This window comes from Staphylococcus sp. 17KM0847 (assembly GCF_013463155.1).
Classification (GTDB): domain Bacteria; phylum Bacillota; class Bacilli; order Staphylococcales; family Staphylococcaceae; genus Staphylococcus.
Window position 1 is genome coordinate 1,819,584 of record NZ_CP040781.1, and the last position, 24,406, is coordinate 1,843,989.

Annotated in this window: 27 protein-coding genes; 9 read left to right on the top strand and 18 right to left on the bottom strand. The window is 34.8% G+C overall.

Annotated features, from left to right (window positions below; translation table 11 throughout):
- Positions 1-110: 110 nt before the first annotated feature.
- Both FGL66_RS08955 and FGL66_RS08960 read right to left on the bottom strand, forming a co-directional pair.
- On the bottom strand, positions 111-998 hold the full coding sequence (locus tag FGL66_RS08955) for an alpha/beta hydrolase (protein ID WP_180809471.1): 888 nt from the start codon (positions 996-998) through the stop codon (positions 111-113).
- A 111-nt stretch (positions 999-1,109) separates the two neighbouring features.
- Positions 1,110-2,528: a phosphate--AMP phosphotransferase gene (locus FGL66_RS08960; protein WP_180809472.1), complete on the bottom strand. Its 1,419-nt coding sequence runs from the start codon at positions 2,526-2,528 to the stop codon at positions 1,110-1,112.
- Between the two features lie 448 nt (positions 2,529-2,976).
- Here FGL66_RS08960 and FGL66_RS08965 point away from each other — a divergent pair, with 448 nt between their 5' ends.
- The 3 genes from FGL66_RS08965 to FGL66_RS08975 all read left to right on the top strand — a co-directional run bounded on the left by FGL66_RS08965 (position 2,977) and on the right by FGL66_RS08975 (position 5,663).
- Positions 2,977-3,717: a transglycosylase SLT domain-containing protein gene (locus FGL66_RS08965; RefSeq protein WP_180809473.1), complete on the top strand. Its 741-nt coding sequence runs from the start codon at positions 2,977-2,979 to the stop codon at positions 3,715-3,717.
- Positions 3,718-4,087: 370 nt separating this feature from the next.
- Positions 4,088-4,963 carry a CHAP domain-containing protein gene (locus tag FGL66_RS08970; RefSeq protein ID WP_180809474.1) on the top strand — a complete coding sequence of 292 codons (876 nt, stop codon included), beginning with the start codon at positions 4,088-4,090 and terminating at the stop codon, positions 4,961-4,963.
- A 145-nt stretch (positions 4,964-5,108) separates the two neighbouring features.
- A complete protein-coding gene (locus tag FGL66_RS08975; protein ID WP_180809475.1) occupies positions 5,109-5,663 on the top strand; it encodes a M23 family metallopeptidase in 555 nt (184 codons plus the stop codon).
- Positions 5,664-5,716: 53 nt separating this feature from the next.
- Here FGL66_RS08975 and FGL66_RS08980 read toward each other — a convergent pair whose 3' ends face one another.
- Positions 5,717-6,424, bottom strand: coding sequence for a GTP pyrophosphokinase (locus FGL66_RS08980; protein WP_180809476.1), 708 nt, complete (start codon positions 6,422-6,424; stop codon positions 5,717-5,719).
- 232 nt (positions 6,425-6,656) lie between these two features.
- Positions 6,657-7,286, bottom strand: coding sequence for a nitroreductase family protein (locus FGL66_RS08985; protein ID WP_180809477.1), 630 nt, complete (start codon positions 7,284-7,286; stop codon positions 6,657-6,659).
- Between the two features lie 122 nt (positions 7,287-7,408).
- On the opposite strand from FGL66_RS08985, the gene FGL66_RS08990 reads away from it, so the two are divergent.
- Positions 7,409-7,891: a MarR family winged helix-turn-helix transcriptional regulator gene (locus FGL66_RS08990; RefSeq protein ID WP_180809478.1), complete on the top strand. Its 483-nt coding sequence runs from the start codon at positions 7,409-7,411 to the stop codon at positions 7,889-7,891.
- Positions 7,892-7,949: 58 nt separating this feature from the next.
- Here FGL66_RS08990 and FGL66_RS08995 read toward each other — a convergent pair whose 3' ends face one another.
- The 9 genes from FGL66_RS08995 to cidR all read right to left on the bottom strand — a co-directional run bounded on the left by FGL66_RS08995 (position 7,950) and on the right by cidR (position 15,457).
- On the bottom strand, positions 7,950-8,834 hold the full coding sequence (locus tag FGL66_RS08995) for a hypothetical protein (protein ID WP_180809479.1): 885 nt from the start codon (positions 8,832-8,834) through the stop codon (positions 7,950-7,952).
- Between the two features lie 90 nt (positions 8,835-8,924).
- Positions 8,925-9,968, bottom strand: a complete 1,044-nt coding sequence (locus tag FGL66_RS09000) for a ferrated catecholamine ABC transporter substrate-binding lipoprotein SstD (protein WP_180809480.1) — start codon at positions 9,966-9,968, stop codon at positions 8,925-8,927.
- On the bottom strand, positions 9,965-10,789 hold the full coding sequence (locus tag FGL66_RS09005) for an iron ABC transporter ATP-binding protein (protein WP_180809481.1): 825 nt from the start codon (positions 10,787-10,789) through the stop codon (positions 9,965-9,967). The genes FGL66_RS09000 and FGL66_RS09005 overlap by 4 nt, the downstream gene beginning before the upstream one ends.
- Complete coding sequence (locus FGL66_RS09010; RefSeq protein WP_374757686.1) at positions 10,786-11,709, bottom strand: iron chelate uptake ABC transporter family permease subunit; 924 nt, start codon at positions 11,707-11,709, stop codon at positions 10,786-10,788. The genes FGL66_RS09005 and FGL66_RS09010 overlap by 4 nt, the downstream gene beginning before the upstream one ends.
- A gap of 25 nt (positions 11,710-11,734) precedes the next feature.
- Positions 11,735-12,703, bottom strand: a complete 969-nt coding sequence (locus tag FGL66_RS09015; protein WP_180809483.1) for an ABC transporter permease — start codon at positions 12,701-12,703, stop codon at positions 11,735-11,737.
- A gap of 276 nt (positions 12,704-12,979) precedes the next feature.
- Complete coding sequence (locus tag FGL66_RS09020) at positions 12,980-13,150, bottom strand: hypothetical protein (protein ID WP_180809484.1); 171 nt, start codon at positions 13,148-13,150, stop codon at positions 12,980-12,982.
- A 226-nt stretch (positions 13,151-13,376) separates the two neighbouring features.
- Complete coding sequence (locus FGL66_RS09025) at positions 13,377-14,063, bottom strand: LrgB family protein (RefSeq protein ID WP_180809485.1); 687 nt, start codon at positions 14,061-14,063, stop codon at positions 13,377-13,379.
- Positions 14,060-14,452, bottom strand: coding sequence for a CidA/LrgA family protein (locus tag FGL66_RS09030; RefSeq protein ID WP_180809486.1), 393 nt, complete (start codon positions 14,450-14,452; stop codon positions 14,060-14,062). Before FGL66_RS09030 ends, FGL66_RS09025 begins: the two co-directional genes overlap by 4 nt.
- Before the next feature lie 93 nt (positions 14,453-14,545).
- Positions 14,546-15,457 carry a cidABC operon transcriptional activator CidR gene (cidR, locus tag FGL66_RS09035; protein WP_180810513.1) on the bottom strand — a complete coding sequence of 304 codons (912 nt, stop codon included), beginning with the start codon at positions 15,455-15,457 and terminating at the stop codon, positions 14,546-14,548.
- 307 nt (positions 15,458-15,764) lie between these two features.
- Here cidR and FGL66_RS09040 point away from each other — a divergent pair, with 307 nt between their 5' ends.
- Entirely contained in the window at positions 15,765-16,121 is a 357-nt protein-coding gene (locus FGL66_RS09040; RefSeq protein ID WP_180809487.1) for a DUF488 domain-containing protein, read from the top strand.
- 58 nt (positions 16,122-16,179) lie between these two features.
- Here FGL66_RS09040 and FGL66_RS09045 read toward each other — a convergent pair whose 3' ends face one another.
- The 5 genes from FGL66_RS09045 to FGL66_RS09065 form a co-directional block, all read right to left on the bottom strand.
- Entirely contained in the window at positions 16,180-16,602 is a 423-nt protein-coding gene (locus tag FGL66_RS09045; RefSeq protein WP_180809488.1) for a universal stress protein, read from the bottom strand.
- A gap of 398 nt (positions 16,603-17,000) precedes the next feature.
- Positions 17,001-17,972, bottom strand: a complete 972-nt coding sequence (locus tag FGL66_RS09050; RefSeq protein WP_258007324.1) for a cation diffusion facilitator family transporter — start codon at positions 17,970-17,972, stop codon at positions 17,001-17,003.
- Between the two features lie 171 nt (positions 17,973-18,143).
- Positions 18,144-19,319, bottom strand: coding sequence for an ABC transporter permease (locus FGL66_RS09055; protein WP_180809490.1), 1,176 nt, complete (start codon positions 19,317-19,319; stop codon positions 18,144-18,146).
- Entirely contained in the window at positions 19,312-19,998 is a 687-nt protein-coding gene (locus FGL66_RS09060) for an ABC transporter ATP-binding protein (protein WP_180809491.1), read from the bottom strand. The genes FGL66_RS09055 and FGL66_RS09060 overlap by 8 nt, the downstream gene beginning before the upstream one ends.
- Positions 19,995-21,056 (bottom strand): efflux RND transporter periplasmic adaptor subunit, encoded by a 1,062-nt coding sequence (locus FGL66_RS09065; RefSeq protein ID WP_180809492.1) that lies wholly within the window; start codon positions 21,054-21,056, stop codon positions 19,995-19,997. Before FGL66_RS09065 ends, FGL66_RS09060 begins: the two co-directional genes overlap by 4 nt.
- Before the next feature lie 363 nt (positions 21,057-21,419).
- On the opposite strand from FGL66_RS09065, the gene FGL66_RS09070 reads away from it, so the two are divergent.
- From FGL66_RS09070 to FGL66_RS09085, 4 genes are all read left to right on the top strand, one after another.
- Positions 21,420-22,037, top strand: a complete 618-nt coding sequence (locus FGL66_RS09070) for a YIP1 family protein (RefSeq protein WP_180809493.1) — start codon at positions 21,420-21,422, stop codon at positions 22,035-22,037.
- Between the two features lie 202 nt (positions 22,038-22,239).
- Positions 22,240-22,905: an NAD(P)H-dependent oxidoreductase gene (locus tag FGL66_RS09075; RefSeq protein WP_180809494.1), complete on the top strand. Its 666-nt coding sequence runs from the start codon at positions 22,240-22,242 to the stop codon at positions 22,903-22,905.
- A 521-nt stretch (positions 22,906-23,426) separates the two neighbouring features.
- Positions 23,427-23,711, top strand: a complete 285-nt coding sequence (locus tag FGL66_RS09080; protein ID WP_180809495.1) for a VOC family protein — start codon at positions 23,427-23,429, stop codon at positions 23,709-23,711.
- Positions 23,712-23,796: 85 nt separating this feature from the next.
- Complete coding sequence (locus tag FGL66_RS09085; RefSeq protein ID WP_180809496.1) at positions 23,797-23,982, top strand: VraH family peptide resistance protein; 186 nt, start codon at positions 23,797-23,799, stop codon at positions 23,980-23,982.
- Positions 23,983-24,406 lie beyond the last annotated feature (424 nt).

Below are 24,406 nucleotides of genomic sequence, written 5' to 3' on the forward strand. Positions count from 1 at the left end.
ATCTCTCACTTTTCAATATTTAAATTATCTTGACAAAAAGACACCTTATCAAGACGCTTAACTACTACTGTTTATGCTGCGTTCTGAATCGGTGTCTTTCACATATAATCTTATTGTTCTAGCGGTAAGCCCAGCCATTCATTAATATTCATTTTGATGCTTTTTAAACTGTCTCCATGTGGGTGATCTAACACGCGTAAAAAGTCTAAATGCCCCACTTCTGGATAAATAACAGTTCTTACCTTAGCACCAAGCTGTTCAAACTTTTCCACTGTCACTTTTGAGTCTTTGTTTGGAAAAATAACATCATCTTCTCCCAATAAAAACAACACTTCTGGTAAGTTTTTAATTTTATCAATATCTGCCAAATAATCCGAACGTAATGTGTACATTAAATCCGTTATCATTGCATCGACCGGTGCAAAATACTCTGTAAAGTTGATTTCATTTTTATGTTTTTTTGAAATACCTTGTTCTAATACAAGTTCAGGAATACTTTGAATCATTCCATTTTTGTTATCAGCGTTAATATCTTTAACCAATTCCATCAATAACTTTGAAATACGCAACTCTTTAAAATCAATTTTAGCAGCACTATTCAAGTAAACAAGGTACTGTATCGGTAATGTGTTATAACCTGCGAGCTTCGTGGCAATTAAACCACCCATAGAGTAACCAATGATACTCATTTGTTGTATATTTGTTGTTGTTACAATGCGTAAAAGTGCCTCATTAATACGTGTCGCATAGTCCTCTAAGCTGTGTGACATACGTTCCAACGCTGTACTCTCACCGCGCCCCGGACAATTAATGAATATAAGATGTACACCATGCAAATATTTGGCGAATACTGTCATAATTTTATAGTTCATAATCGCACCATGTATCAATACAACGGCATGTTCCGATTGTTTATCACCCATTGTTACAACTTCAAGCTGTTCGTTATCATGTTGTTCTAACGACATAATTGTTTGTTCATAATTATTAAGCGACATATATTTTCCTCTTACTACTTTCTTCCTATATAATATATTTTTTATAAATGTCTTTAACATATATTATAGTAGATATATGTCACTTTGAGAATAGTGCCTCAGATGTAACCTTTAATACTGCTTAACACCCCATAGCTTCTCTTCACATTTTCGAATAATATATTTCAACACTTGTATACGTGCTGTTTTTTTATGATCTGCGGGGACGATTAGCCAAGGTGCATGAATTGTATCTGTTTTAACAACCATATCGTGACTCGCTTCTAAATATAAATCCCATTTTTCACGATTACGCCAATCTTCTTGTGTAATCTTCCACTGCTTATTCGGATCTTCTTGTCGGTCTTGAAATCGTCTTAATTGTTCGTCTTTATCCAGTGACAAGAAAAATTTCAATACAATAGCACCATCATGCGTCCACATCTTTTCAAAGGCATTGATTTCATCATATGCTCGTGTCCATTCATCTTTGGTTGCAAAGCCTTCTACACGCTCAACAAGTACTCGACCGTACCAACTCCGATCAAATATACTGATATGACCACTTTTGGGCATCATTCTTGCAAAACGCCATAAATAATGATGATTCAGCTCTACATCTGTTGGTGCACTCGTTGTGTTGACTTCATAGCCTGTTGGATCTAATAATTCACGTACACGTTTAATATTCCCACCTTTTCCTGCTGCGTCCATCCCTTCATAGACCAAAATAAGTGGTATTTTCCGCTCATACAAAGCAAATTGCAATTCACATAAACGTGCTTGTAATTGTGTAATGACTTCATCATACGTTCTTTTTTTAATCTTTTGATCTAGTGGCGCAAACATCTTTGTTTCAAACCCTCTTGTAAAAACACCATCTGTCTTATTTGGACGTCGTTCATACGCTTTAATCGCCTTTTCCAAACGTAAAATCAAATGATGATACATATGCTCAATTGCTGCTACACGCTCTGTATAGTCAATAACTTCCCATTCTTTGTCTAATAAAGTAACAAAAGCATCCTGATAAACTTGTAATGGAATGACTTGTTCATATTCTTGTGCTTTCCATTTCATTAACGGATTATTTTTCATTTCTGCAATATGCTCTTGCCTTTTTTCTTCATTAATATTGATATAAAATTTAATGATTTCATGATTATTGGCTGTTAACATCGTTTCAAACGCCTGAATATCGGTATGTAAACACTCATAATCTTTAAGCACATCTTGCTTAATCTCATGAACCTTATAATCAATATATTGTGCATACCAACTCCGAAAGTAAATGTTAATATCTCCTTTAGATGGCAAAGTATCCCAAAATTTTTGTAAAAATTGATAACGTAAATCTTCTTCAGATGGTGTTTTTGTTGCAATGAAGTGTGTATATTTCGCATCTAATGTTAACAATAATTCATTGGCCAATCTTGTCTTACCTGATGCGGGTACGCCCTCAAAAAGAATCATTATTGGAATACCAAGTTCGTTAGTTTTACGTGTCAATGCAGCGACTTTTAGTTGTAAAGCTTCTATTTTCTTATTCATATTTTCACCCCTGTTTCTTCTATTATACTGAAGAAAAAATTATCTTAGCAATGGTAAGTGTAATGAACAATATCCCCCAAAAAACAATGATTCATCATAAACATAATGCCACATTCCAAAATCTGACTACCTGAATTGCCAAAAACAACGCTCTGATTCGGTTACATTTTAAATTCAACTCGTAATATTTGTAATACACTCTATTTTTATTACTTTTCTAATCTACATCCTCCGTACAACGCTTTCATTTCACTTTTCCATTCTAAATCCACTTATTTTTACATGACATTAATATTACAAAAATACAAAATGAAATCTCTCTGTAATTTTTTGTTATTTACTCGTAATTTACAAAAGCGGATTTGCTTGGTAGAGTGTGGTTGTTGAATTTTTTGGTTACACTTTTTGAAAATGAAATTAAGGATTTATTAATGGAGGACTTACTATTATGAAAAAAACATTATTAGCTTCATCATTAGCCTTAGCAATCGGAGCAACTGGTGTTGCTACATATACAACAGATGCACATGCAGCTGAAGAACAAATTAACAAAGCAGAATTAGCGCAATTAGCTTTAAATAACGATTCATCATTAAATGAACATGCACTTCATGAAGGTGCATACGATTATAAATTTACATTAGATGGCGTAAACTTCCACTTCTGGTCAGATGGCGTTTACTTTGGTTGGGAATATAATGCTGGTGGCGCAACTCAAGCTACTGCTACTCAAACTTCAATGGCGCAGCCAACTGAAATCAATGATGTAAACACTGTTGCGATGACACAATCAGAATCAAATGATGCAACAAGTATCCAAACGCAACAACAATCTTACTCAGAAGCACCAGCAACACAATCAGCGCCATCATACAACTATAACACTGCTCAAACTTCAACAAGTAGTGCAAGCGCTGGTAGTGTAAGATTATCAAATGGTAACACTGCTGGTTCAATCGGTTCACGCGCTGCTCAAGAGATGGCTTCTCGTACTGGTGTACCTGCATCAACTTGGGAGCATATTATTGCACGTGAATCAAATGGTCAATTAAATGCATATAACCCATCAGGTGCATCTGGTTTATTCCAAACAATGCCAGGTTGGGGTGCAACAAACACTTATGAACAACAAATTGCTGCTGCTACAAAAGCATACAACAGCCAAGGTTTAAGTGCTTGGGGTATGTAAGATTGACTTTAACAACTAAAAAAAGAGTCTCATGGTGAGACTCTTTTTTTATGGCATAACACTTACTTATGAAACAGGACGACAAAACTTTTTATTGTTTCTTTGTTTCATTACATTCTTAGAACAGTGTTATCTCTATTGTCAGTTACACTTGTTCTAGTTATGATGTGCAACTTTGATACTACGCTATATATTAAGCACATAGCACCGGAATACGAGTACACTACAAAATAAGTCAGCATATTATCTTTTATTTCAGTTGTATTACATTCATACTTTAAATCATTTACAACTATTCAATTCGCTGATTGTGTATGCTATGATGCTTTCAGATAATATGAAACGAAAACAACAGAGGAGACTTTTTATCATGAAAAAATTAACTACTGCTACAATCGCTACATTAGGCTTAGTTACATTAGGAGCTGCAACAGCAAACGATGCATCAGCAGCAGAACAACTTAACGTTAATTCACAATATACAACTACATACTCAGAGGTTACTGGTGACTATGTAACTGTTGACGAGAACGGCAATAAACATCACACTTTAGATGGTAACTGGAACCCATCAATGTTCAATAACGAATCATTCAGTTTTTATACTGTTGAAGCAGATGGTTCTTACCACTACTACTATTACTCAAACGAAGCTACAAACTACGACTATGCAACAGACTATACATCAATTGCAACACCAGTAGTCAATAATAGCTACAATACTACAACTCATAACGTTGACTACAACAACTACAATGTTGCACAAACAAACTATACACAACCTGCAGCATATACAACAACTACAACAGCTACAACTGTTGAAGCACCAGCTGCAACATCTAATAACAATACAAATTACAACTATAATACAACAGAAGTCAGCACTCCTGCTGCTTCAACTGGTTTAACTTATTCATCAAGCAATGACGGAAACCGCTACGTTGCTGGTCAATGTACTTATTATGCTTACGATCGTTCAGGTGGTCGTGTGGGTTCATATTGGGGCAACGCTAATAACTGGGCAAACGCTGCTCGTTCAGCAGGTTACACTGTAAATAACACACCTGCAGTAGGTGCGATTATGCAAAGTTCAGCTGGTGGTTACGGTCACGTTGCTTATGTTGAAAATGTAAGTTCTAACGGTTCTGTAACAGTATCTGAAATGAACTATGGTCATGGTGCAGGCGTTGTAACATCACGTACATTATCAGCTGGTCAAGCATCTGCATTTAACTTTATTCACTAATATTATAGTGACATTCTTAAAAAGCGATTAAAATTCATCTTTTTGAGTTTTAATCGCTTTTTTATATTTCAAATCAATTTATTTGTATCTCATCATATATATCGTTACAATAAGACGACACATCTCACAAAATAAGGATAAATCTATGAAACGCATCATCTCTATTTTTTTCTTTCTCCTATTGTTAAGTGGTTTGCTTTATTTCATTAATGGACATGACAATACGCTAAAATCCTCTATCTATACATGGTATGAAGATACAGCTCAACATGTATTTCAGCAAGATCGTCAAACACAGCCTTTTGGTCATTACAAGAATGGTCTCTCTTTTAACGGAAACAATCGCCATTATGGTGTAGACTATCATTTACCTGAAGGCACCCCTATTCTTGCAGCATCTGATGGTACAATTACGCGTACGATCAACGATCCCTACGGTGGAAAAATAATTGAGTTATACGAATCTAATAACCAATATTATCAGTGGTATGGACATCTTAGTACATTTGATGTTAAACCCGGTCAAACTGTGGAACAAGGCGCGATTATCGGCAAGTCTGGTAATACCGGTAAATATTCAACCGGTCCTCATCTTCATTTCCAACGTATGAAGGGGCAAGTGGGCAATGACTATGCAATCGATCCCGAACCTTTTATTGAAACACTGCCTAATCAGCAATATAGCTTATTCCAAATATAAAAAGCGACAACGATTATTGTCGCTTTTTATCACCTACACCTTTAGTGTCTGTCCTAATCTAATATCTTATTGTCTTGAATATCCATATGTATTTGTTGCATTTTCCCTTCTACTGCTGCAATTTCATCTGCACATTCTTTCAATATATTATGATAGCTATCTGTATTTTTATAAGATTTGTAATGTAACTTATGTTCCAAACTCGCCCACATATCCATACCAATTGTTCGTAACTGTATTTCTACTGGTGTCTCCACAACACCATCTGTTAAAAATAATGGTACTGTGACAACAATATGTAAGCTTTTATATCCGTTCTCTTTAGGTTTCTGTATATAATCTTTTCGCTTGAGTAGCTTAATATCGGATTGTTGTAATAATAGCTTTTCCACTGTATATATATCATCTAAATAGTTACATACGACGCGAATACCTGCAATGTCATATATTGTTTCTTTAGCAGTTTGTGCAGAAATAGCTAGCCCCTTCCGTTGTAGCTTCTTGAGTAAACTGGGTACCTTTTTTACGCGACGTTCCATGTGATGAATTGGGTTATGCTCAGTTTTAAGCTGAAAATCTTCATCTAATATTCGTAATTTTGTACTAATTTCTTCTAATGCTGCACTATAAATATGTTCTAGTTCTACAAATTGCAAAACTTTTTCCAAACTATCCGAACTGTCAAGATTTTGATTTGTATAGGCTGCAATTTCTTTTTTCAAGTTTTCAATATTAAGTGGTACTGTCTTTTCTACAAACATCTTTTATCACTCCTAAACGTAATAATGACCAGACAACCTAAAAGATTTCACCATCGCTCACTGAATAGGCATCACTATATTTATAACCCTATATAAAGATGATATACCAAAAAGGAGCAGGAAAGAAACCTTAATCCTTCAAAAGGTTTCGCCACCTACTCCGAATAAGCCAATGTATTTGATATTCAAAAACGTACTATCAATGACGCATACCATCACTACTTAGAATACCTTAGTGATATGTGCGAATTTTTTCAATTGGCAAACGTGTAGAGCGCTTACCTTCTTGTGCTGCTTTACCCATTGCAACGATAAGAACAGGCACATAACGTTCTGGATCTAAGTCAAACGCTTCAGCAATATGCGCATGATCAAAACCACCAATTGGATTTGTATCATAACCGTGTTGACGTGCAACAAGCATTAACTGCATGGCCGCTAAGCTACTATCAATTTTAACAATATCATTCATTTGACTTGGTGTAAGCTGTTGATACATATCTACAAAACGACCGACAAGTTCTTCTTTAATATCTTGTGGCATGAAACCTTGCTCTACCGCGGAACTATAAATATCATCAGCAAATTCATAATTTAACATATCTCCAAAAATAACAATCATTGCAGCTGATGTATCATTTTGACGTGTATTCAATTGTACCAATGGACGCAATTTATCTTTGCCTTCTTCTGATTCTACTACAACAAAGCGCCATGGCTGCATATTGATAGATGAAGGTGCTTTCGTAGCTTGTCTTAAGATTTCATCCATTTCTTCATGTGGGATTTTAACGTTCTCATCAAATAACTTAACAGAACGACGACCATTTAATATATCATCAAAATTATTGTTTTTAGGCATTTGTCTATCTCCTTTTGTCTATTAACACAAATTAAATCAAGTGCTATTTAATTATATTTTATAGTATCTACGCATTCAAGTTAAAAGTGTTATAATAGATTTACCTTAAAGGAGGTTTAACTATGAGTCACAATCCAAGACATTTACATCGCCAGTTATGTTTTTTATTTTATGTCTCCTCTAAGGAAGTTATTAAAAAATACACAGCACATTTGAAACAGTATAATCTTACATATACTGGTTATATCACACTCATCTCTATTGGTGATGAAGAAATACTAAATATTAAGCAACTTGGCGATCGTATTTATTTGAATTCTGGAACACTAACACCTCTCATCAAAAAGTTGGTTTCTCAAGGACTTGTTGAAAAAGTAAGAGATACTCAAGATGAGCGAAACTTAAAACTCTCTTTAACCGACTCAGGCAAGCAACTCAAACAACAACTCAAATCTCTCTCTGAAAATATTTACGAAGAACTTTCTATCGAAGATGAGGATATGATGATTTTAACAGACGTACTGGGACGTTTTATTGATAACAACTTCCCACACACGAAGCCTTGTCGTGAAAAATATAAAAAAGCTTGTCAAAATAAAGAGTGAGTCGCATATTAAAAAGCATCACTAGCTGAAGTATTTCTCAGTTAGCGATGCTTTTTAATTATGCGCGATTAAATCTTTCCCAATATTTTCGAAATAACATTGATACAGCAACATGAACAGGTGCTTGAGTCATGCGATATAAGTGCCATGGTAAGCGTGGTACAAAATCATGCAGTGCGATAACGCATTGTGTAGGACTATGCTTCATGCGTCTTAATTCAAAGCGAGATTGTCTCATACCTTTAGCCACTAACAAACCACCTGTAATCTTCATTTCAGCATGTGATGGCGTTCTATACGCATGAATATGTTCCATTCTGATCAATGGTATTCTAAATAACGATAACATAATAGTAAAATATCGACCATCATACACTCCGTTAATCAAACGGCCATTTAACGTTTTAAGGAAACGACCATACATCGATAATACGCCATCCATCGACATTCCCTCTGGGATCGTCAAATTTTGAATAGAGCGGACAGTGTGTCTCTCATTCATTACAGGTCGTATAACTGAACCTCGCAATGACCATTTTAGAAAATGCGCTTGCTTATATGACATTGGTACATCGTATGCACGTAATATACTAGAGAGTATCTGATCCAGATGTCGCTGAATAATTAATACATGCTGTACCTCAGAACCTGAAATCGCTCTTGCTAAATTATCATATACCAATTTTGCACGAGCATATCTATTTGCTTGCGTTAACTGTGTATATGAACGGATAGGATCACCAATAATTACAACAAGAGACATTTCAGACATAGCATACTGTACTTCTGACAAATGAAATAAATCTATTGTCAAAGACCGACCTTGTGTAACTTGTTGTGTCGTTCTTTGTGTTTGAACATATACGTCATGACCTTGTGCTAACAATGTACTCACATATTGACTCGTATAAGATTGCCCATCTGTAATCACTAAAATTTTCACCTTGTTCTCCCCACACTCCTTGCCTATACATATTATTTTTCTATTATAACAAAAGAGACCATGTATGATACATAGCCTCTTTGAAAATAATTATTTATCGAGTTTCAATCCTTTTTCAAGCTCATCTACTTGTTTCATTGTTGTTGTAATTGAACCTGATGCAAAATACCATAGCTTTGGATCTACTTCTACAACTTCATCATTTTTAATGGCATTAACATTTTTTAAGACGTCGTTGCTCAATACTTTTTGCGCAGTTGATTCACCACCAATTGCTTGTCCACGATCCATTGCAAAGATAATATCTGGATTTTTCTCACTCACATATTCGTTTGTTACATTTTGACCGTGACCACTTGATTTTACATTATCATCTGCTGGTTTAAAGCCTAATGTATCATATACAAAACTACCGAAGCGATCACCTGCACCGTATGTTGATAACTCGCCTTCATTCACTAATAAGTACATTGCTTTTTTATCTAAATCTTTTGTTTTCTTTTGCATGTCTGCGATTTTTTTGTCCATCTCATCGACTAATTTTTTAACATCGTCTTCTTTTTCATAAACTTTACCGATTGTTTCAGCATTCATTTTCATCGATTCAACATAGTTGTCATAGTTTGCACCCATATAGACAAGTTTAGCTTTAGGTGCTGCTTTTTTCAATTCATCAATCGTTTGTTGGTTAGCTGTACGTGCTGACAAGAAAATGACATCCGGTTTAACCTTAGCCACTGCATCAAAGTTCACTTCTTTCAAGCTACCTGTATTTTCGTATTTATCATCTTTAAAATCTGATAAAAAGTCTGGTAGTGATGAACCATCCTCACCTTTTGGTAAAGCAACCACTTTATCTTCTAAACCGAGTGCTTTCATTGTATCTAATGCACCATAATCAAAAACAACTGCTTTTTCAGGGTTTACTGGTACTTTAACTTTATCTTTATATTCTGTATCTTCACTACCGTCTTCTGCTTCCCCTCTAAGCATAAAATCATTTTTCACTTCAACTGTTTTTTGGTCATCTCCACCATTTTTACTTTCTGATTTCTTATCATTATCACTACTATTGCCACACGCAGCAAGAACAAGCATCATTGCCAAAACGACTAATAAACCTAACTTTTTCATAATTTTCCTCCTGTTGTTTCAGAAAATGTTTTATTTTGAATTTGATGATACATACATGGTATTTCATCAAAGTAAATACAAATTTGTTGACCTCTAATACTTTCAATTTTGACATCCATTTCATAAAGCTGTCTTAACACTGCTGAATTGATGACATCACGTTTATTTGCAGCTTTAACCACTGCACCGTCTTTCAATGCTACAATGTCGTCCGAATAAACAGATGCAAAGTTAATATCGTGCAATACAACTATAATCGTCTTATTATGGAAAACAGCCAATTCTCTTAATGTCTGCATAATTTGAACGGAATGTTTCATATCCAAGTTATTCAATGGCTCATCAAGTAAAATATAATCCGTATCTTGCGCAATTGTCATTGCAATATATGCACGCTGACGTTGTCCACCTGATAACGTCTTCAGATAACGGTGACGAATTTCATCGAGTTTGAGTAATGAAATTGCTTCGTTCACTTTTTCTTTATCTTCTTTTTTCATATAACCTTTTGAATAAGGAAAACGACCAAAGTTAACCAACTGTTCAACAGTAATATTCAACTCTGTATGGTTTGTTTGTTTCAAAATAGAAAGTTGTTTGGCCAGTTCATTGCTGTCGTAATCCTCTAGACGCTTACCTTCAATTTGAATGTCACCTGAATCATAATCATTCAAGCGACTAATTGCTGACAGTAAGGTACTTTTCCCTGCACCATTAGGTCCGATGAGTGAGGTGAGTTTACCTTTTTGAACATCCACATTGATATCCGTTAAGATTGCCTTATGATCTATCGATTGATTCAATCCACTAATACTTATCATGTTGTTGCCCTCCTTCTCATCAATAAATAAATAAAGTAAATACCACCGATTAAGTTAATCAATATACTTACTTGTGTTGTTGCTTCAAAGAGATTCTCTACGATCCACTGTGCTAAAAATAAACTAATCCAGCTAATACACATTGTCGCTGGTAACATATATTTGTGTTCAAATGTTTTCATCAACTCGTGTGCTAAATTCACGGTCAGTAAACCTAAAAATGTTATCGGTCCTACTAATGATGTAGCAATTGCTACCATCAACGCTACAATAACAAGTAAAAAGCGCGTTAAGTTGCTGTATGAAATACCTAAGTTAATCGCTTGTGCCCGTCCAAGTAATAGTACATCCATATACGGTATCATACGAATCGTAATGACCAATAAGATCAATAAAATAACCGCACAAACAGTTACAAGTTTGGGATTAGACGCATCAAAACTTGCAAACATGGCACTTTGCACTACGAGGAAATCTTCTGGGTTAATAATCAGTTCAAGAAATCCTGTAATACTCCGAAAGAACGTTCCAAGTATTACACCAATTAATAAAATAAAATAAACTGAAAACTGACCAAATCGAAATATACCTTCAAAGAGAATAAGTGCAAAAATAATCATCGCTATCAAAGATACTGCAAAGTTTAAGTAAAAGTTAGTAATAAAAATAGAACTTGTACCAAAAATAAATAAAATGAGTACTTTACTAAACATATAAACAGCATCTAGTCCCATAATAGATGGCGTTAATAAGCGATTGACCGTAATAGATTGGAACACTACTGTTGATGCTGCAATAGCTGCCCCCACAAGTAAAATGAGTACAAACTTTCTTAATCGACTCATAAATTGGTACTCAAAAATTTCAAAATCAATACCAATTAAGAGATACATTGCACCAAGAATAACTGTTACTGTCATCAGTATTAAAAGCTTCTTCAAAGGTTTATTGGACATAATGACGTCGCCCCCTCATAAGCATAATGATAAAGATGACTGTCCCGAACACACCAATTGTTAAGCCAATATTAATCTCATATGGATACACGATAATACGTCCCAAAATATCAGACAGCATGACAAAAATAGCACCCAACATCGCGGTATGTGGTAGTGCATGTTTAAGATGATCGCCACGAAAGATTGAAACAATATTAGGTACGATCAGTCCTAAAAATGGTAGTGTTCCTACTGTTACAACGACTAAAGCTGTAATCGTTGCAGTAATCAGTAGACCCATATTCATAATCAACTCATAATTAAGTCCCAAATTTTTACTAAAGTCTCGCCCCATACCTGCAATTGTAAATTGATTGGCAAATACATATGTAAGGATAAGTAAAGGTACGCTCAGATATAAAATCTCATAACGACCGCTTGTGATAATCGCAAAGTTACCATTCAACCAGTTGCCAATACTTTGGACAGCATTTGTACGGAGTGCTAAGAATGTTGAAAAGCTTGAAACAATCCCTCCAAGCATGATTCCAATAAGAGGTACAAAAATAACATCCTTGAACTTAATACGCTGGATCATTTGTACAAAAAGGAATGTTCCAGCCAAACTACAAGCAACTGCAAAAGCGAGTTTAATCAAAATATGTTGTGATGGAAAGAAAAGTAATGAAATCAAAATCCCCAACTTTGCCCATTCCATTGTTCCTGCAGTTGTAGGGCTTACAAATTTATTTTGCATCATCTGTTGCATAATTAAACCTGCAAGTGCTAATGTGCTTCCTGAGATTAGAATACTGACCGTTCTTGGAATACGACTCGCGAACAAGATATTAAGTTGATGCTCATTGAAACTGAATACTGCACTTACTGGTACACTACTCACACCAATAAACAGAGAACACACAGTCAGAACACAGAGCATTGCAAACAACACATAGCCATTCATCAAAATACGCATCACTCTGTCTCCTTTAATTAAACAATCCATGATAATGTAAATGAAAATCATTATCAATGAAAGTTTAACATTTATACCGATAATTAGCAATCTGCTTTTTTAAGTTTTTAATAATTACACATGCACTTAATTTTATTTTCATGTATTATCAATAATTTTTATATTAGAAACTAAAATAATGGACTATCTACACCAAAAAAATGGGATGGGAAAGACATCAATATACATCTTTCCCATCCAAGTTCGCCTATCTATCATATACTATAAAACTTTCTATTAACCTTGACTCTGTAAAAATAAGAACATTAAAAATAATGTTGTGAGTACAGACGCAACAATCATAAAATTCGTCGCACGACTCCCTTCACTCTGCTGATTCAATGCACGAATTGCCATAATCCAACTCACGACAACAGCAATTGCCAACACGATGAGTAACACAGTCATACGGGCACCTCCATCTCTTAACATATAACAAACTTATATTATCATAATAATGCGTAAAACAGATATTAGAAAGGCTAAGCATATTCTAACGCTTTATCTTGATAAAAACGCATATCTGAAGTTAAAACATGCTATAAAGTCCCTTATATTTTCTGATGATCTGACACGATTATCAATAAAAAAGCCACGGTACCTTGGGGGGAATACCGTGACGACTTGAATAGTATTAATAAAATAGCATTAATAACACTGGAAGCATAACTGAACTCAATACAGCTGACAGTATCATTCCAATAGAACTAAACGCACCCGATTCCATATCCATCTCTAGTGCTCTCGCAGTTCCAAAGGCATGGGAGGCATTACCAAAAGTCATGCCACGGGCAATGGCAGACTCAAAATGCGTCATGCGAATCAGTGCAGCTCCTAACATGCTTCCTAATAAACCTGTTGCGATGATGAACATAATGGTCATTGTGTCTTCACCGCCAAGTTGATGTGACACTTGAATACCGACTGCAGCGGTAATCGATCGGGGAAGAAGTGTCACAATTTCTTCACGATGGTAACCCATTAACTTGAGTGAGAAAAAAATTAGGGAAAAATTCAAGATAACAGCTGTTACCACGCTCATGAAAATTGTTTTGAAATTTTTTAGGATCTTATGTCTGTTTACATACAAAGGGTATGCTAGGCACACCACAGTAGAACTTAGCAAATGGTTAATCCATTTACCACCCATCATGTAGGTATGATAGTCTATATTAAATAGAAGGAGTATTGCTATCACACCGAGCGATGCCACCAATGCGGGGTTAAGAAAAGGTGACTTGAACTTGTTGTATAACATCTTCGCAATTATGAACATTACAATTGTGAGCGTAATCATTGTAATGGTTTGTAGAAGTGTCATGTATGTCTGTGGGATCCTTTATCAAATACTTTACCCATCACCATTTTTTCAGCCACTATTCCTGAAGTCAATGCGACGAGTAATGTACCAATGACAACTAAAGCAAAGAATACAACAAAGTTCATATCAATCTCGGTGATAACATCCATCACACCTATTACAGATGGAACGAAGAAGAACACCATTGTCGCTAGGAGAAAGTTCGCACCGTCTTTCACCCATGTTATGCGAACAATTTTGAGTTGCAGTAAAATGTAGAACAATATCAATCCTACAATACTTCCTGCTAGTGGGATATGGAAAAAACCTTGAAGCCAACTACCTAAACGAGTTATGCCGTAAATCAGGGAAATTTGCCACACAACCGTTAAAACCTTCAATATTGTCATCCAAATCACCTCTCTTCGTTTCGATAGCATTATTATAGTACTGAATTAGCCATTATAAAAATATATCTTTTTCATACTTACCATTACTTTTAGCTATGAATCATTTTCTAACTCTTTCGTTAACGGGAGATGAATATTCAAATAATCCAAGAATGTTTGTGTTGCATGATTGAGAGGGGTATCTTTCTTCCAAATTACGCCCATCTCCCAGTGTAGTGGCTCATCTTGCAACTGAATCACACGAATCTCTTCATTCTGACAAATAATACGTCCAATCGTTTCAGGTAAAATACTAATGCCCATCTTAGCTGATAATAAATGCTCAATAAAGTGCCACTGAGATATACGTGATACCACATTGGGTACAAAACCCGACTTACGTGCCACGGTAATAATACGATCATTCAAGTAAAAATCTTCATTGAACAAAATAAAATCTTCATTATGTAGTTCTGACAAAGCGATCATTTGCTTATGCGCTAAAGGATGGGAACGATGTAAAATAACTTGAAATCGCTCCGAATATAGTGGAAAAGCATCAAATTGCGTACTATCTACCGGCAGTGATGTTACACCCAAATTAATGTCACCCTTACGCACTTGTGCCTCAATCGTCTTCCCTCCATTTTCAATAAGATTAAATGTGACATTTGGATATTCTTGATGAAAAAGTCCTAAAACTTTCGTTAAACGTGCCATATCCATCACAGCAGATAAACCAATCTTAATATGACCTGTTTCAACGCCTAAGATACTTTGTATTTCGTTTGGAAGATTATTATATAATGTTAAAATTTCCGCTGCTTTCTCATAAAATACGGTACCCACATCAGTCAAGCTTAATTGCCGTTTCGTTCTATCAAACAATGCCTCACCTAGCTCTGACTCAAGTTCTTTGATTGCCTTGCTAATTGTAGGTTGCGCAATATATAAAGTTTCTGCTGCACGTGTCATACCGCCTTGTTTCACAACTTCAACAAAATATGTCATTTGTTTGATATCCAACATTTCCACCTCATTTCCTCTCATTACATCGTAAAGATATAGTAGCATATCTCATAAAATTTTTAACAACTAAAAACAATATATGTTTTCATTAATAATGGAATGTTATATAACGCTCTTAGACTTGCATATAATAAAAGTGCGTATCGTTGTATTGAAAAAAGACTTATTTCGATCTTAATTTGCCAAAGCGACATAGCAAATTCTTGTTTGTATATTTCATTCAATTGATGATAAACATTGTATGCACTTTTCATGATTTATGATTTGATTTTATGTACACTATTATATAGAAGAGGGTGATGATATGGCAGTTAAAATAGAACGCATCTATGCCAAACAACAAAGCGAGGGGATACGTATTCTGATTGACCGTGTATGGCCTAGAGGTATTTCTAAATCTGATGCACATATTGATATGTGGTTAAAAGAGGTTGCACCGACAAAATCATTACGTCAATGGTTTCATCATGATCTTAATAAATTCGATGCCTTCCGAAATCAATATATTGCTGAACTCCAACATAATGACAAACAAATTGAAGCTTACCAGACACTTGTTGAACAGATTCGTACAACAAACAAAGATGTTATTTTACTGTATGGAGCTAAAGATACAACATATAATCACGCAGTCGTACTACGTGACTATTTAAAACAATAAAAAGCATGGTCGCCCACTTTGTCCCTTGTAGAGTAAGCCACCATGCTTTGATATATCATTATTTAACGATAAGTACTGGAATATTGACACGCTTTGCAATTTTGTGTGTGACATGACCTAATACGTGTTTAATATCCATTTCTGAACGTTTATTACTCATTACTACTACATCATAATCGCCCGCTTCAACTTCATCAACAATGCCTCTTGTTGCAGATCCTGTTGTGAACTTCACTTCATAATTAAGCTGACGTTCATCTAACTTATCCAAAAACGGACGCATTTCTTCTTCTTTTTCTTTTACAACTTCATCAAAATGTTTACCTTGATAGCGAACATAATTTGCAAGTTCTGTCTCAGAAATGACATTAAATACAACAATTTTGCCTTTTTCCTCACCTTGCGTTAGTTTCACAAGTTGTTCCGGTACATTATTGAAGCTATTCCCAAAGTCGTATGGTACGAGAATTGTGTCATACATAATAATACCTCCTTAGTTGTCATCATCTATCATTCATTTTATTGCTATCTTTCTTATCACTTATATTTTAACATTTTTAAAGCGCTTACACAATGTTGGTACTTTCCCTTCATTATCTATTATGCGTGTTGATTATTTTTTAGTTTCCCAAACATAACCCTTTACAATGCAAGTATCTGTTTAGAAAGTTATTACTCTATTTATTATCTTGTTGATATGAATGTTTATAAACCTTAGCGCTATCTAAAGCCTATACATACAATACTTGCCAGCGTTTTTCAATAATCCCCTATGTAAAAAACTATTATCATGTATACTTTAACATTGTTTCATAAAACTCAAACTCAAAAGTATAACTTTCATATTCATGAGGATACTTAACAAAGATAATATGGACATCATTGTGTGCTTCGTACTGTTTCAAAATAGTGTTCATCCAGCTGGTTAATATCCAAATGCTCAATTTGTAACGTTGTATGTGCTAAATTATATTTTTCTTTTAACAAGTATTCTAGCTGATTGATCGTCTCGTATGCGTCCTCACTATGACGACTATCCAATACAATATGTGCACTTAGTGAATGATGTTCTGTCGTAATCGACCATAAATGAAATTCATGTACATCCAGCACACCTTCTACTGACTTCATCGATTCAATAACATCATCTGTATCTAACGTTTCTGGAACAGCCTCCATCAACACTTGCCAAGCGTTACGTATGATTTTATAGCCACCACGTAAAATAACCACTGCGATCACCATACTTAAAATGGGATCAATCAACTGAATGCCTGTCAAATGAATCAATACAACTGCAACAATCACACCAACTGAGTTTAATAAATCACCAATAAAATGCCACAAAGCACTTTGAATATTTATATTGTTTTCTGCTCTAAGCGAACGTATTAAAATAAAAGTTAATACAATATTGACGAGTAAACCGATAACTGCTACACCCAACATAAGCCCGCTGTCCACATTTCTAGGGTGTATCATTCGCACAATCGCTTCATAAAAAATCCACAACGAGATCACTACTAATGCTAAACCATTCAGTAAAGCTGCCAGAATTTCTACTCGTAAAAAACCAAATGTATAGCGCGCGTTAGGTGGCTGACTTGCAAAATAAATTGCAATCATCGATACCCCCAATGCTATGACGTCACTTAACATATGAAATGAGTCCGACAGTAATGCAAGCGAGTGAGACACTATCCCACCTACAAATTCAACAATCATAAAAATAAGTGTGATGATTAATGACATCCATAACGCGGTCTTAGAATGTGTTTGCTTCTTGCGATGTTCAACATGATGGAAATATTGATGTCTTGCCATATGACACGCTCCTCCTTTTCCATTAATCATTATTTCAATCATTTTAATATTGATCTCTTATACTTCTCAATATACTACGCTCCTCTTGAATAAACGACAAACTTGCCCACACGCCTTAAAATACTATGCTCTAAGTGTATTTTATCTAAAAAAACAGAAACCCCTACTCCTGAGATTTCTGTCTTTTTCTTTAAACTACTATTTAATAATATCAATTAATTCTTTTTTTGAAGCAGAACGTGCCGGTATCCAGCCAAAGACTATACCAATTAATGTTGATACACCGACAGCGAGTAAAATAGAACTAAAGCTCACTGCACTCTTAATATATTCTGGTGTAAGTGCATCTACTAATGAGGCAAGAAGAATACCTAAAATCAATCCAATAACGCCACCAATCAAACATAAAATAACACTTTCTATTAAAAATTGGAATTCAATATGTCGCCCTTTTGCACCGAATGCACGACGAATAGCAATTTCTTCTGTTCGCTCAGCCACAGAAATATACATCACATTCATTACACCAATGCCTGCAATAAAAAGCGAAATACCTGCTACAGCCGCCACAAAATACGTAATAGAGTCAAAAATTTTGCCTACACTTTTCATCATTTCTTCTAAATCGGTATATTGATACTCACCTTGCCCTGTTGCAGACCCACTTTTATTCAATTCATCTGCTACTTTATTCGCAATCTTCTTTTTATTTTGATTCTCATTAAAAAAGACTTCGAGTTGTGGAAATTCAGGCTTGAGATTAGGTAAATAACGCTCTACTGTTTGGTTGGGGATGTTCACAGCTGTATCAACTTGTGCATTATCTGCAATACCTACAACTTCAAAACCCATACCATCGATGTATATCGTCTTACCTACTGCCTCTCCTTTAAACAGTTCGTCTGCAACTGTTGTTGAGACTGTTGCAACACGATTTTGTATGTCATTATCCGCCGAAGTAAAGCCATCTCCTTCTATTAGATTGGTTACAGCTTTCTTTTTAACAACAGCAATATCCGTTTCTTTTTTTTGATATGAGGCTTTAGAAGATAAGCCAAACGTATCATCTTGTTTGATACGTGCATCCTTTACCCCTTTAATTTGGCGTACAAGATCAATGTCCACATCTGTAAAAGGTTCCCTATTCGGATTGTTATAGTCTTGTGCAAGATAATCGATAAGTGCAGCGCCTTTTGTCGCTCCTGCATTACTAAATTCTTCATTTGCTGATTTTTTAAAACCATTTCCTAGTGACATAATCGTTATAACTGCTGCAATACCAATAATAATGCCAATCATTGTAAAAATATTACGCCGCTTATTTTTCATGATAGAGAGTAACGAAACATGAATAATATTTCCAAAACTATTCATCGGCATTCACCTCTTCACGCTGTACACGACCATCTAAAATATGAATAACACGATCTGCTTGTGCAGCAACTTTTGGATCGTGTGTTACAACAATCATTGTCGTACCCTGCTCTTGGTTTAATTGAATGAATAAATCCATAATATCTTGCGATGTTTTAGAATCTAGCGCACCCGTTGGTTCATCAGCAATGATAAATTGAGGCTCATTCACAATTGCACGTGCGATAGCTACGCGTTGTTGTTGCCCTCCTGATAATTTATTCGGCACAAGATTTTCTTTATCATATAACCCTACTTGATGTAAGACGCGAATAACACGTTGTTTACGCTCACGTACACCTAAACCCGCATATAATAGTGGAATACTAACATTCTCTAAAATAGTATTATTCTGAATAAGTTTGAAGTTTTGAAAGACAAACCCTACTGTTTCATTCCGAATCTCTGCAAGTGCATTATCTGACTTGTCTTTATAATTAGATTGACCAAATAAATAATCTCCATCATATCCTCTATCAATAAAGCCAAGAATATTAATCAACGTACTCTTACCTGAACCTGATGGTCCCATAATTGCAACAAACTCACCCGCTTCAATGCGTAAGTTAATATCCTTTAAGATATGATTGGTTTCATTACCATTTTTGAAGTGACGGTTGACATTCACTAATTCTATCATTTAGACACCTCAACCTTTTTACCATCCTGAACTTTATGATCTGGGTTCTGGATTAATACATCTCCTTGTTTCACGCCTTTTTTAACGATGCGTGCATGATTGGTTTTATCATATTCCACCTTAACCTTATGTGCTTTACCTTTTTTATCTACTACAAAGACATGGTTATCTTTTGTCAAAACACTTTTTGGTAATTGTATCGTTTCGAGAGGGATATCCGCCTCTATGGAGTAGCCATTGCGTACTTTGAAGTTCAAGTGGCCTATTGTAACCTTGTATTTAGATGTTTCATTTGTATGACCTGCTGAAGGACTATTTTGTATAGGGTTATTTGTGGTTAATGTGTTCCCTTCCGACTCGCCGTCCATTTCCGTCCCACTCGCTAATGCGCTCGAACCTTGAGCTTCACTTACTGACTGATGATCATAACTGGTTGGCAACTGAGCAATTTTAGTGATTTTACCTTGCCCTTTCTTACCTGTACTATTAACTTTAATATTGACTTTGTCTCCTACTTTAATTTTATCCAAATCATACTCTGAAACGGTTGTTTGAATTTCAGGCTCTCCTGAAATCAACTGTAATATCGCTTCTCCATCACCTACATTTGATGTATTTTGTATAGACACTGTCCCCGCAAATGTCGCGTATATACTATTATTCACTTGACCATCATAACGATTTAATTGATTCCACGCTTGGTTAATCGCTGTTTGATCTCCGCCTGATTGTGCTTCATTCAACTGTTGGACGAGTGATTGGCGTTGTGTTCCATCAATCGCATAATTAATCAAAGGCGTGCCTTGTGTGACATACTGACCATCTTCTACTTGTACACTTACAAAGTTTCCAAGTTGTGTATTATTTTGGTATGTTTTAATTGTATCTGGTGAAACTTTACCTGTGATACGAATTGGACTTTCTGTTTTTACTTTATATGTATCATATCCCTCTTTTTCTGCATCATCATGATGACCAAACACCTTTACAGCTATTGCGATTGCCAATAATAATACTACACTTGCGATAGCTAAAATCATTAACGTTTTCTTCTTCAACTCAAATCCTCCTATGTTATTAATATGATGTGCCTGTCATCCAGAAATCATATGAAGTAGATACTGTTAGTTATAAGATTGTCTTATATCTGAATTCGCACTCAAAACCTCGATATGTCTAGGCATACACCCTATACCTTTATACTAGTTATAACGTACATAGACATAAAATAACAACTATTTTATCAAAAAAATATTGCTAATTATCTATATATAATTATTTTTAAATAAAAGCTCTTCTCATTTGTTATCCTACTAAATTAGGCGCTTTTCTCTTTCTTGCAACCTATAAAATCCCTATCTCCCTCTTCTATTTAAATTTTAATGTTATACTAAAAATATAAATTAAGGAGGTATTACGATATGACATTTTCAAAACCTTTACATATCAAAAGTTTTGAACAGCAACGTTATGAACCTAAAATATTAATAAAATTATTACTCTTCTTTGTACTATCTATCACAACAGTATGCATCACAGCCTTCTCAATGGATTACGGTGCATTACTATCTGAAGAGACTGATATTGCGCTATCAGGAGTGGATATGGAACAAATTGAGACAGTTTCGCGTTATGGCGCAATTATCTTCGGTACACTCAGTGTATGGTTTATCTTGCTCATTGTTGTTTTAGCACTGTTTATTATTGGTAAAATTTTTAAACTCAAAGTACGGGTTAAAAGTATTTTTGCTGCCGCATTGCTAAGCTTTATCGTGTCATATGCTTTTCAACTTGTTGCACTTATCATTCAACGCATTATGGGAATTAATATAATGGAAACAGATATTACATCTTTAAATATCTTTGATCCAGGCAACCAAGCACTTGGAACGATTAGCCTAACTGCCTTTCTATCAGCGTGGCTATTTGGAATCATTCTCCACTCAACGATGCATCTCAATAAGCGTTGGTCATGGATTTTTGTTGGCATTTACATTTTACTTTTCGTGATATTACCTGTTATTTTCCTAAGTCTATAAGTTTAAAAATGTGGAGGTCATACAACTTTTTTGTATATAAGACCTCCTCTTATTTTCTCATTACGCTTTTAAATATGTATAACCGTAGATAATGATCTACACCCTTCTCCACCATACCTTCCTTTAATCTATTTATTTTGAAATTCAAAATACTTCCGATATACTTATTTTATTCACAATCTATATAAAGGGAGTGCATAGTATGACAAATAAACGTCAACAATTATTAGATACATTTAACTATCGCTTTGCATCTAAACGCTTTGATTCAAATAAAAAAATTGCTGATAAAGACTTTGAAACCATTTTGGAAACGGGACGCCTCTCTCCAAGTTCATTAGGTTTAGAGCCATGGCAATTTCTCGTAGTACAAGACCCCGACGTGCGTCAGGCACTCAAACCTATCAGTTGGGGCGCACAAGGGCAGCTTGATACAGCCAGTCATTTTGTTATTATTCTGGCACGCAAAAATGTACGCCCAGAAACAGACTATGTTCAGCAACATTTACGTCAAGTCAAACATATGTCTGAAGAAATGGTTTCAGCTATGGTTGAAAAAACACGTAACTTTCAAAATGATAACCTTAACTTATATACTAATGATCGTGCATTATGGGACTGGGCAAGTAAACAAACGTATATCCCCCTCGGCAATATGATGACTGCTGCGGCATTTTTAGGTATTGATTCATGTCCTATTGAAGGATTCCAATATGAAGATGTTGCACAAGTCCTTGCAGATAAAGGCTACCTCAATACTGATGAATTTTGGCCATCAGTTATGGTTGCGTTTGGTTATCGTGACGTAGAACCATCACGTCCAAAAACACGTCGTCCTATCGAAGACGTCGTACAATGGATTTCATAATATCCTTTTTTAATCATTAAGAAGTCACATTTTTTCTTCTGACAAGTGAAGGGAGCAGAACAGAAAACTCATTTTTACAAAGTTTTCTCATCCTGCTCCGAAAATGTGGCCAGAAGTGAAAATTTGTTGAAATGTCTTTTCACCTCAAACACCTATTGGTAATTATAGATATAGACTTAATGATTTAGGATCGTTTTTCTTACCTATTCTTGATTAACATTCCCCATGTCATAGTATACTTTTTAAAATATCATATTTTTCTTTACTCACTAACCTACTCATTCATACTCTCTGTGTAATATTCTCCAATTCAATCAAGACACCTCTTAAACTTTGAAATATTAGCTGATTGTACACTAAGTGTGTTACTCTTTTAGAAAATATCACTTATGGATTTTTACCCGATGCCCATGTTTAACAAATTGTTAGTATCTAACATGTCGTATTCTACAAAATGATATAAAAAAACACTTGGCTTTGATAGTGTTTTTAAATTTAGAGATAGTCAAAATAAAGTACTGATGAATCATTTAAGACTTGCCAAATATCAAGACATTATGCTTATTGCACAAGAAGATTTCGAAGTAGGTAATGCATCATACCTCAATTTGCTCGTTTCAGATATAACACATTATGCAGATACCATCTCACCTCAATTTATCGTGTCAGAATTAACGGATCAACCTTGGAATGCAAAAGAACTAACAATTAAAGATCCGGATGGTCATTTGATTACACTTACTCAGCCTAATATTACAGATATCGACTTTAATACATTGATAAAGACAGTCACTCAAAAATATTAATTATGCACGTATTACATCTTTAGCCTCATGTATATCATATTAAAAACAGCTATACTGTAATTACTATATTAGTAGGAGTGATCTTATGAATGTCAAAGAAATGCTAGTCAATGCATACCATGATTTATTAAATATGAAAGTCAACTTAAAAAATGTCATGATTACCGCTATTATTACAATCATCGCTAGTTCTATTATGACACCTTTTTTAGGTATTCCATTAGGACTTCTTTTCTCAGGATGGTTCATTCAAAATAAGTTGAATCATTAGTAAAAACCACTTGCCTTATTAAACTATGATGTGCACCCTAAAAATCTAACCTTATGGGGTGCATTTTTTATGAGTAAACATTCTAAGTTTGAAATCAAGTTAAAAATCGTTCAGGAATATTTAATTTGTAATAGCTATTCTCTAAAATTAGAGTGCTTTTAGAATTCAATAAAAACTAGACCTCTCATCCCCTGTTGAATTTAGAGAATGAGCAGCCTAAAAATGTATTTTTATTAATTTCCTTGCCTATCGGTTCTTCAGTACTATTTTGCCCCTGTAGTATAAATCTTACTACTCAATTATGTATAAGAGTTATATGTAATTACAAAGTTATAAGCCAACGTCCCCCTATATATGATAAAATATAAAAAAGATGTCGACATCCTTAATTACTTCTGACTTTAATATTACAATCTAATTAACT

Excerpts from the sequence above, each read along its gene's own strand:
- FGL66_RS09020 (WP_180809484.1), bottom strand. The coding sequence starts at position 13,150 with ATGACTGTGTTACTCATCGTGTTGGCAATTGCTGTTGTCGTGAGTTGG.
- FGL66_RS09070 (WP_180809493.1), top strand. The coding sequence starts at position 21,420 with ATGACATTTTCAAAACCTTTACATATCAAAAGTTTTGAACAGCAACGT.
- FGL66_RS08980 (WP_180809476.1), bottom strand. The coding sequence starts at position 6,424 with ATGTTTGTAGAAAAGACAGTACCACTTAATATTGAAAACTTGAAAAAA.
- FGL66_RS09005 (WP_180809481.1), bottom strand. The coding sequence starts at position 10,789 with ATGATAAGTATTAGTGGATTGAATCAATCGATAGATCATAAGGCAATC.
- FGL66_RS08965 (WP_180809473.1), top strand. The coding sequence starts at position 2,977 with ATGAAAAAAACATTATTAGCTTCATCATTAGCCTTAGCAATCGGAGCA.
- FGL66_RS08955 (WP_180809471.1), bottom strand. The coding sequence starts at position 998 with ATGTCGCTTAATAATTATGAACAAACAATTATGTCGTTAGAACAACAT.
- FGL66_RS09000 (WP_180809480.1), bottom strand. The coding sequence starts at position 9,968 with ATGAAAAAGTTAGGTTTATTAGTCGTTTTGGCAATGATGCTTGTTCTT.
- FGL66_RS09080 (WP_180809495.1), top strand. The coding sequence starts at position 23,427 with ATGAATCATTTAAGACTTGCCAAATATCAAGACATTATGCTTATTGCA.
- FGL66_RS09045 (WP_180809488.1), bottom strand. The coding sequence starts at position 16,602 with ATGTATGACACAATTCTCGTACCATACGACTTTGGGAATAGCTTCAAT.
- FGL66_RS08970 (WP_180809474.1), top strand. The coding sequence starts at position 4,088 with ATGAAAAAATTAACTACTGCTACAATCGCTACATTAGGCTTAGTTACA.
- FGL66_RS09015 (WP_180809483.1), bottom strand. The coding sequence starts at position 12,703 with ATGCGTATTTTGATGAATGGCTATGTGTTGTTTGCAATGCTCTGTGTT.
- FGL66_RS08975 (WP_180809475.1), top strand. The coding sequence starts at position 5,109 with ATGAAACGCATCATCTCTATTTTTTTCTTTCTCCTATTGTTAAGTGGT.
- FGL66_RS08985 (WP_180809477.1), bottom strand. The coding sequence starts at position 7,286 with ATGCCTAAAAACAATAATTTTGATGATATATTAAATGGTCGTCGTTCT.
- FGL66_RS09075 (WP_180809494.1), top strand. The coding sequence starts at position 22,240 with ATGACAAATAAACGTCAACAATTATTAGATACATTTAACTATCGCTTT.
- FGL66_RS09040 (WP_180809487.1), top strand. The coding sequence starts at position 15,765 with ATGGCAGTTAAAATAGAACGCATCTATGCCAAACAACAAAGCGAGGGG.
- FGL66_RS09085 (WP_180809496.1), top strand. The coding sequence starts at position 23,797 with ATGAATGTCAAAGAAATGCTAGTCAATGCATACCATGATTTATTAAAT.
- FGL66_RS09055 (WP_180809490.1), bottom strand. The coding sequence starts at position 19,319 with ATGAATAGTTTTGGAAATATTATTCATGTTTCGTTACTCTCTATCATG.
- FGL66_RS08960 (WP_180809472.1), bottom strand. The coding sequence starts at position 2,528 with ATGAATAAGAAAATAGAAGCTTTACAACTAAAAGTCGCTGCATTGACA.
- FGL66_RS09025 (WP_180809485.1), bottom strand. The coding sequence starts at position 14,063 with ATGACACTTCTACAAACCATTACAATGATTACGCTCACAATTGTAATG.
- FGL66_RS09010 (WP_374757686.1), bottom strand. The coding sequence starts at position 11,709 with ATGACAGTAACAGTTATTCTTGGTGCAATGTATCTCTTAATTGGTATT.
- FGL66_RS09060 (WP_180809491.1), bottom strand. The coding sequence starts at position 19,998 with ATGATAGAATTAGTGAATGTCAACCGTCACTTCAAAAATGGTAATGAA.
- FGL66_RS08990 (WP_180809478.1), top strand. The coding sequence starts at position 7,409 with ATGAGTCACAATCCAAGACATTTACATCGCCAGTTATGTTTTTTATTT.
- FGL66_RS09030 (WP_180809486.1), bottom strand. The coding sequence starts at position 14,452 with ATGACAATATTGAAGGTTTTAACGGTTGTGTGGCAAATTTCCCTGATT.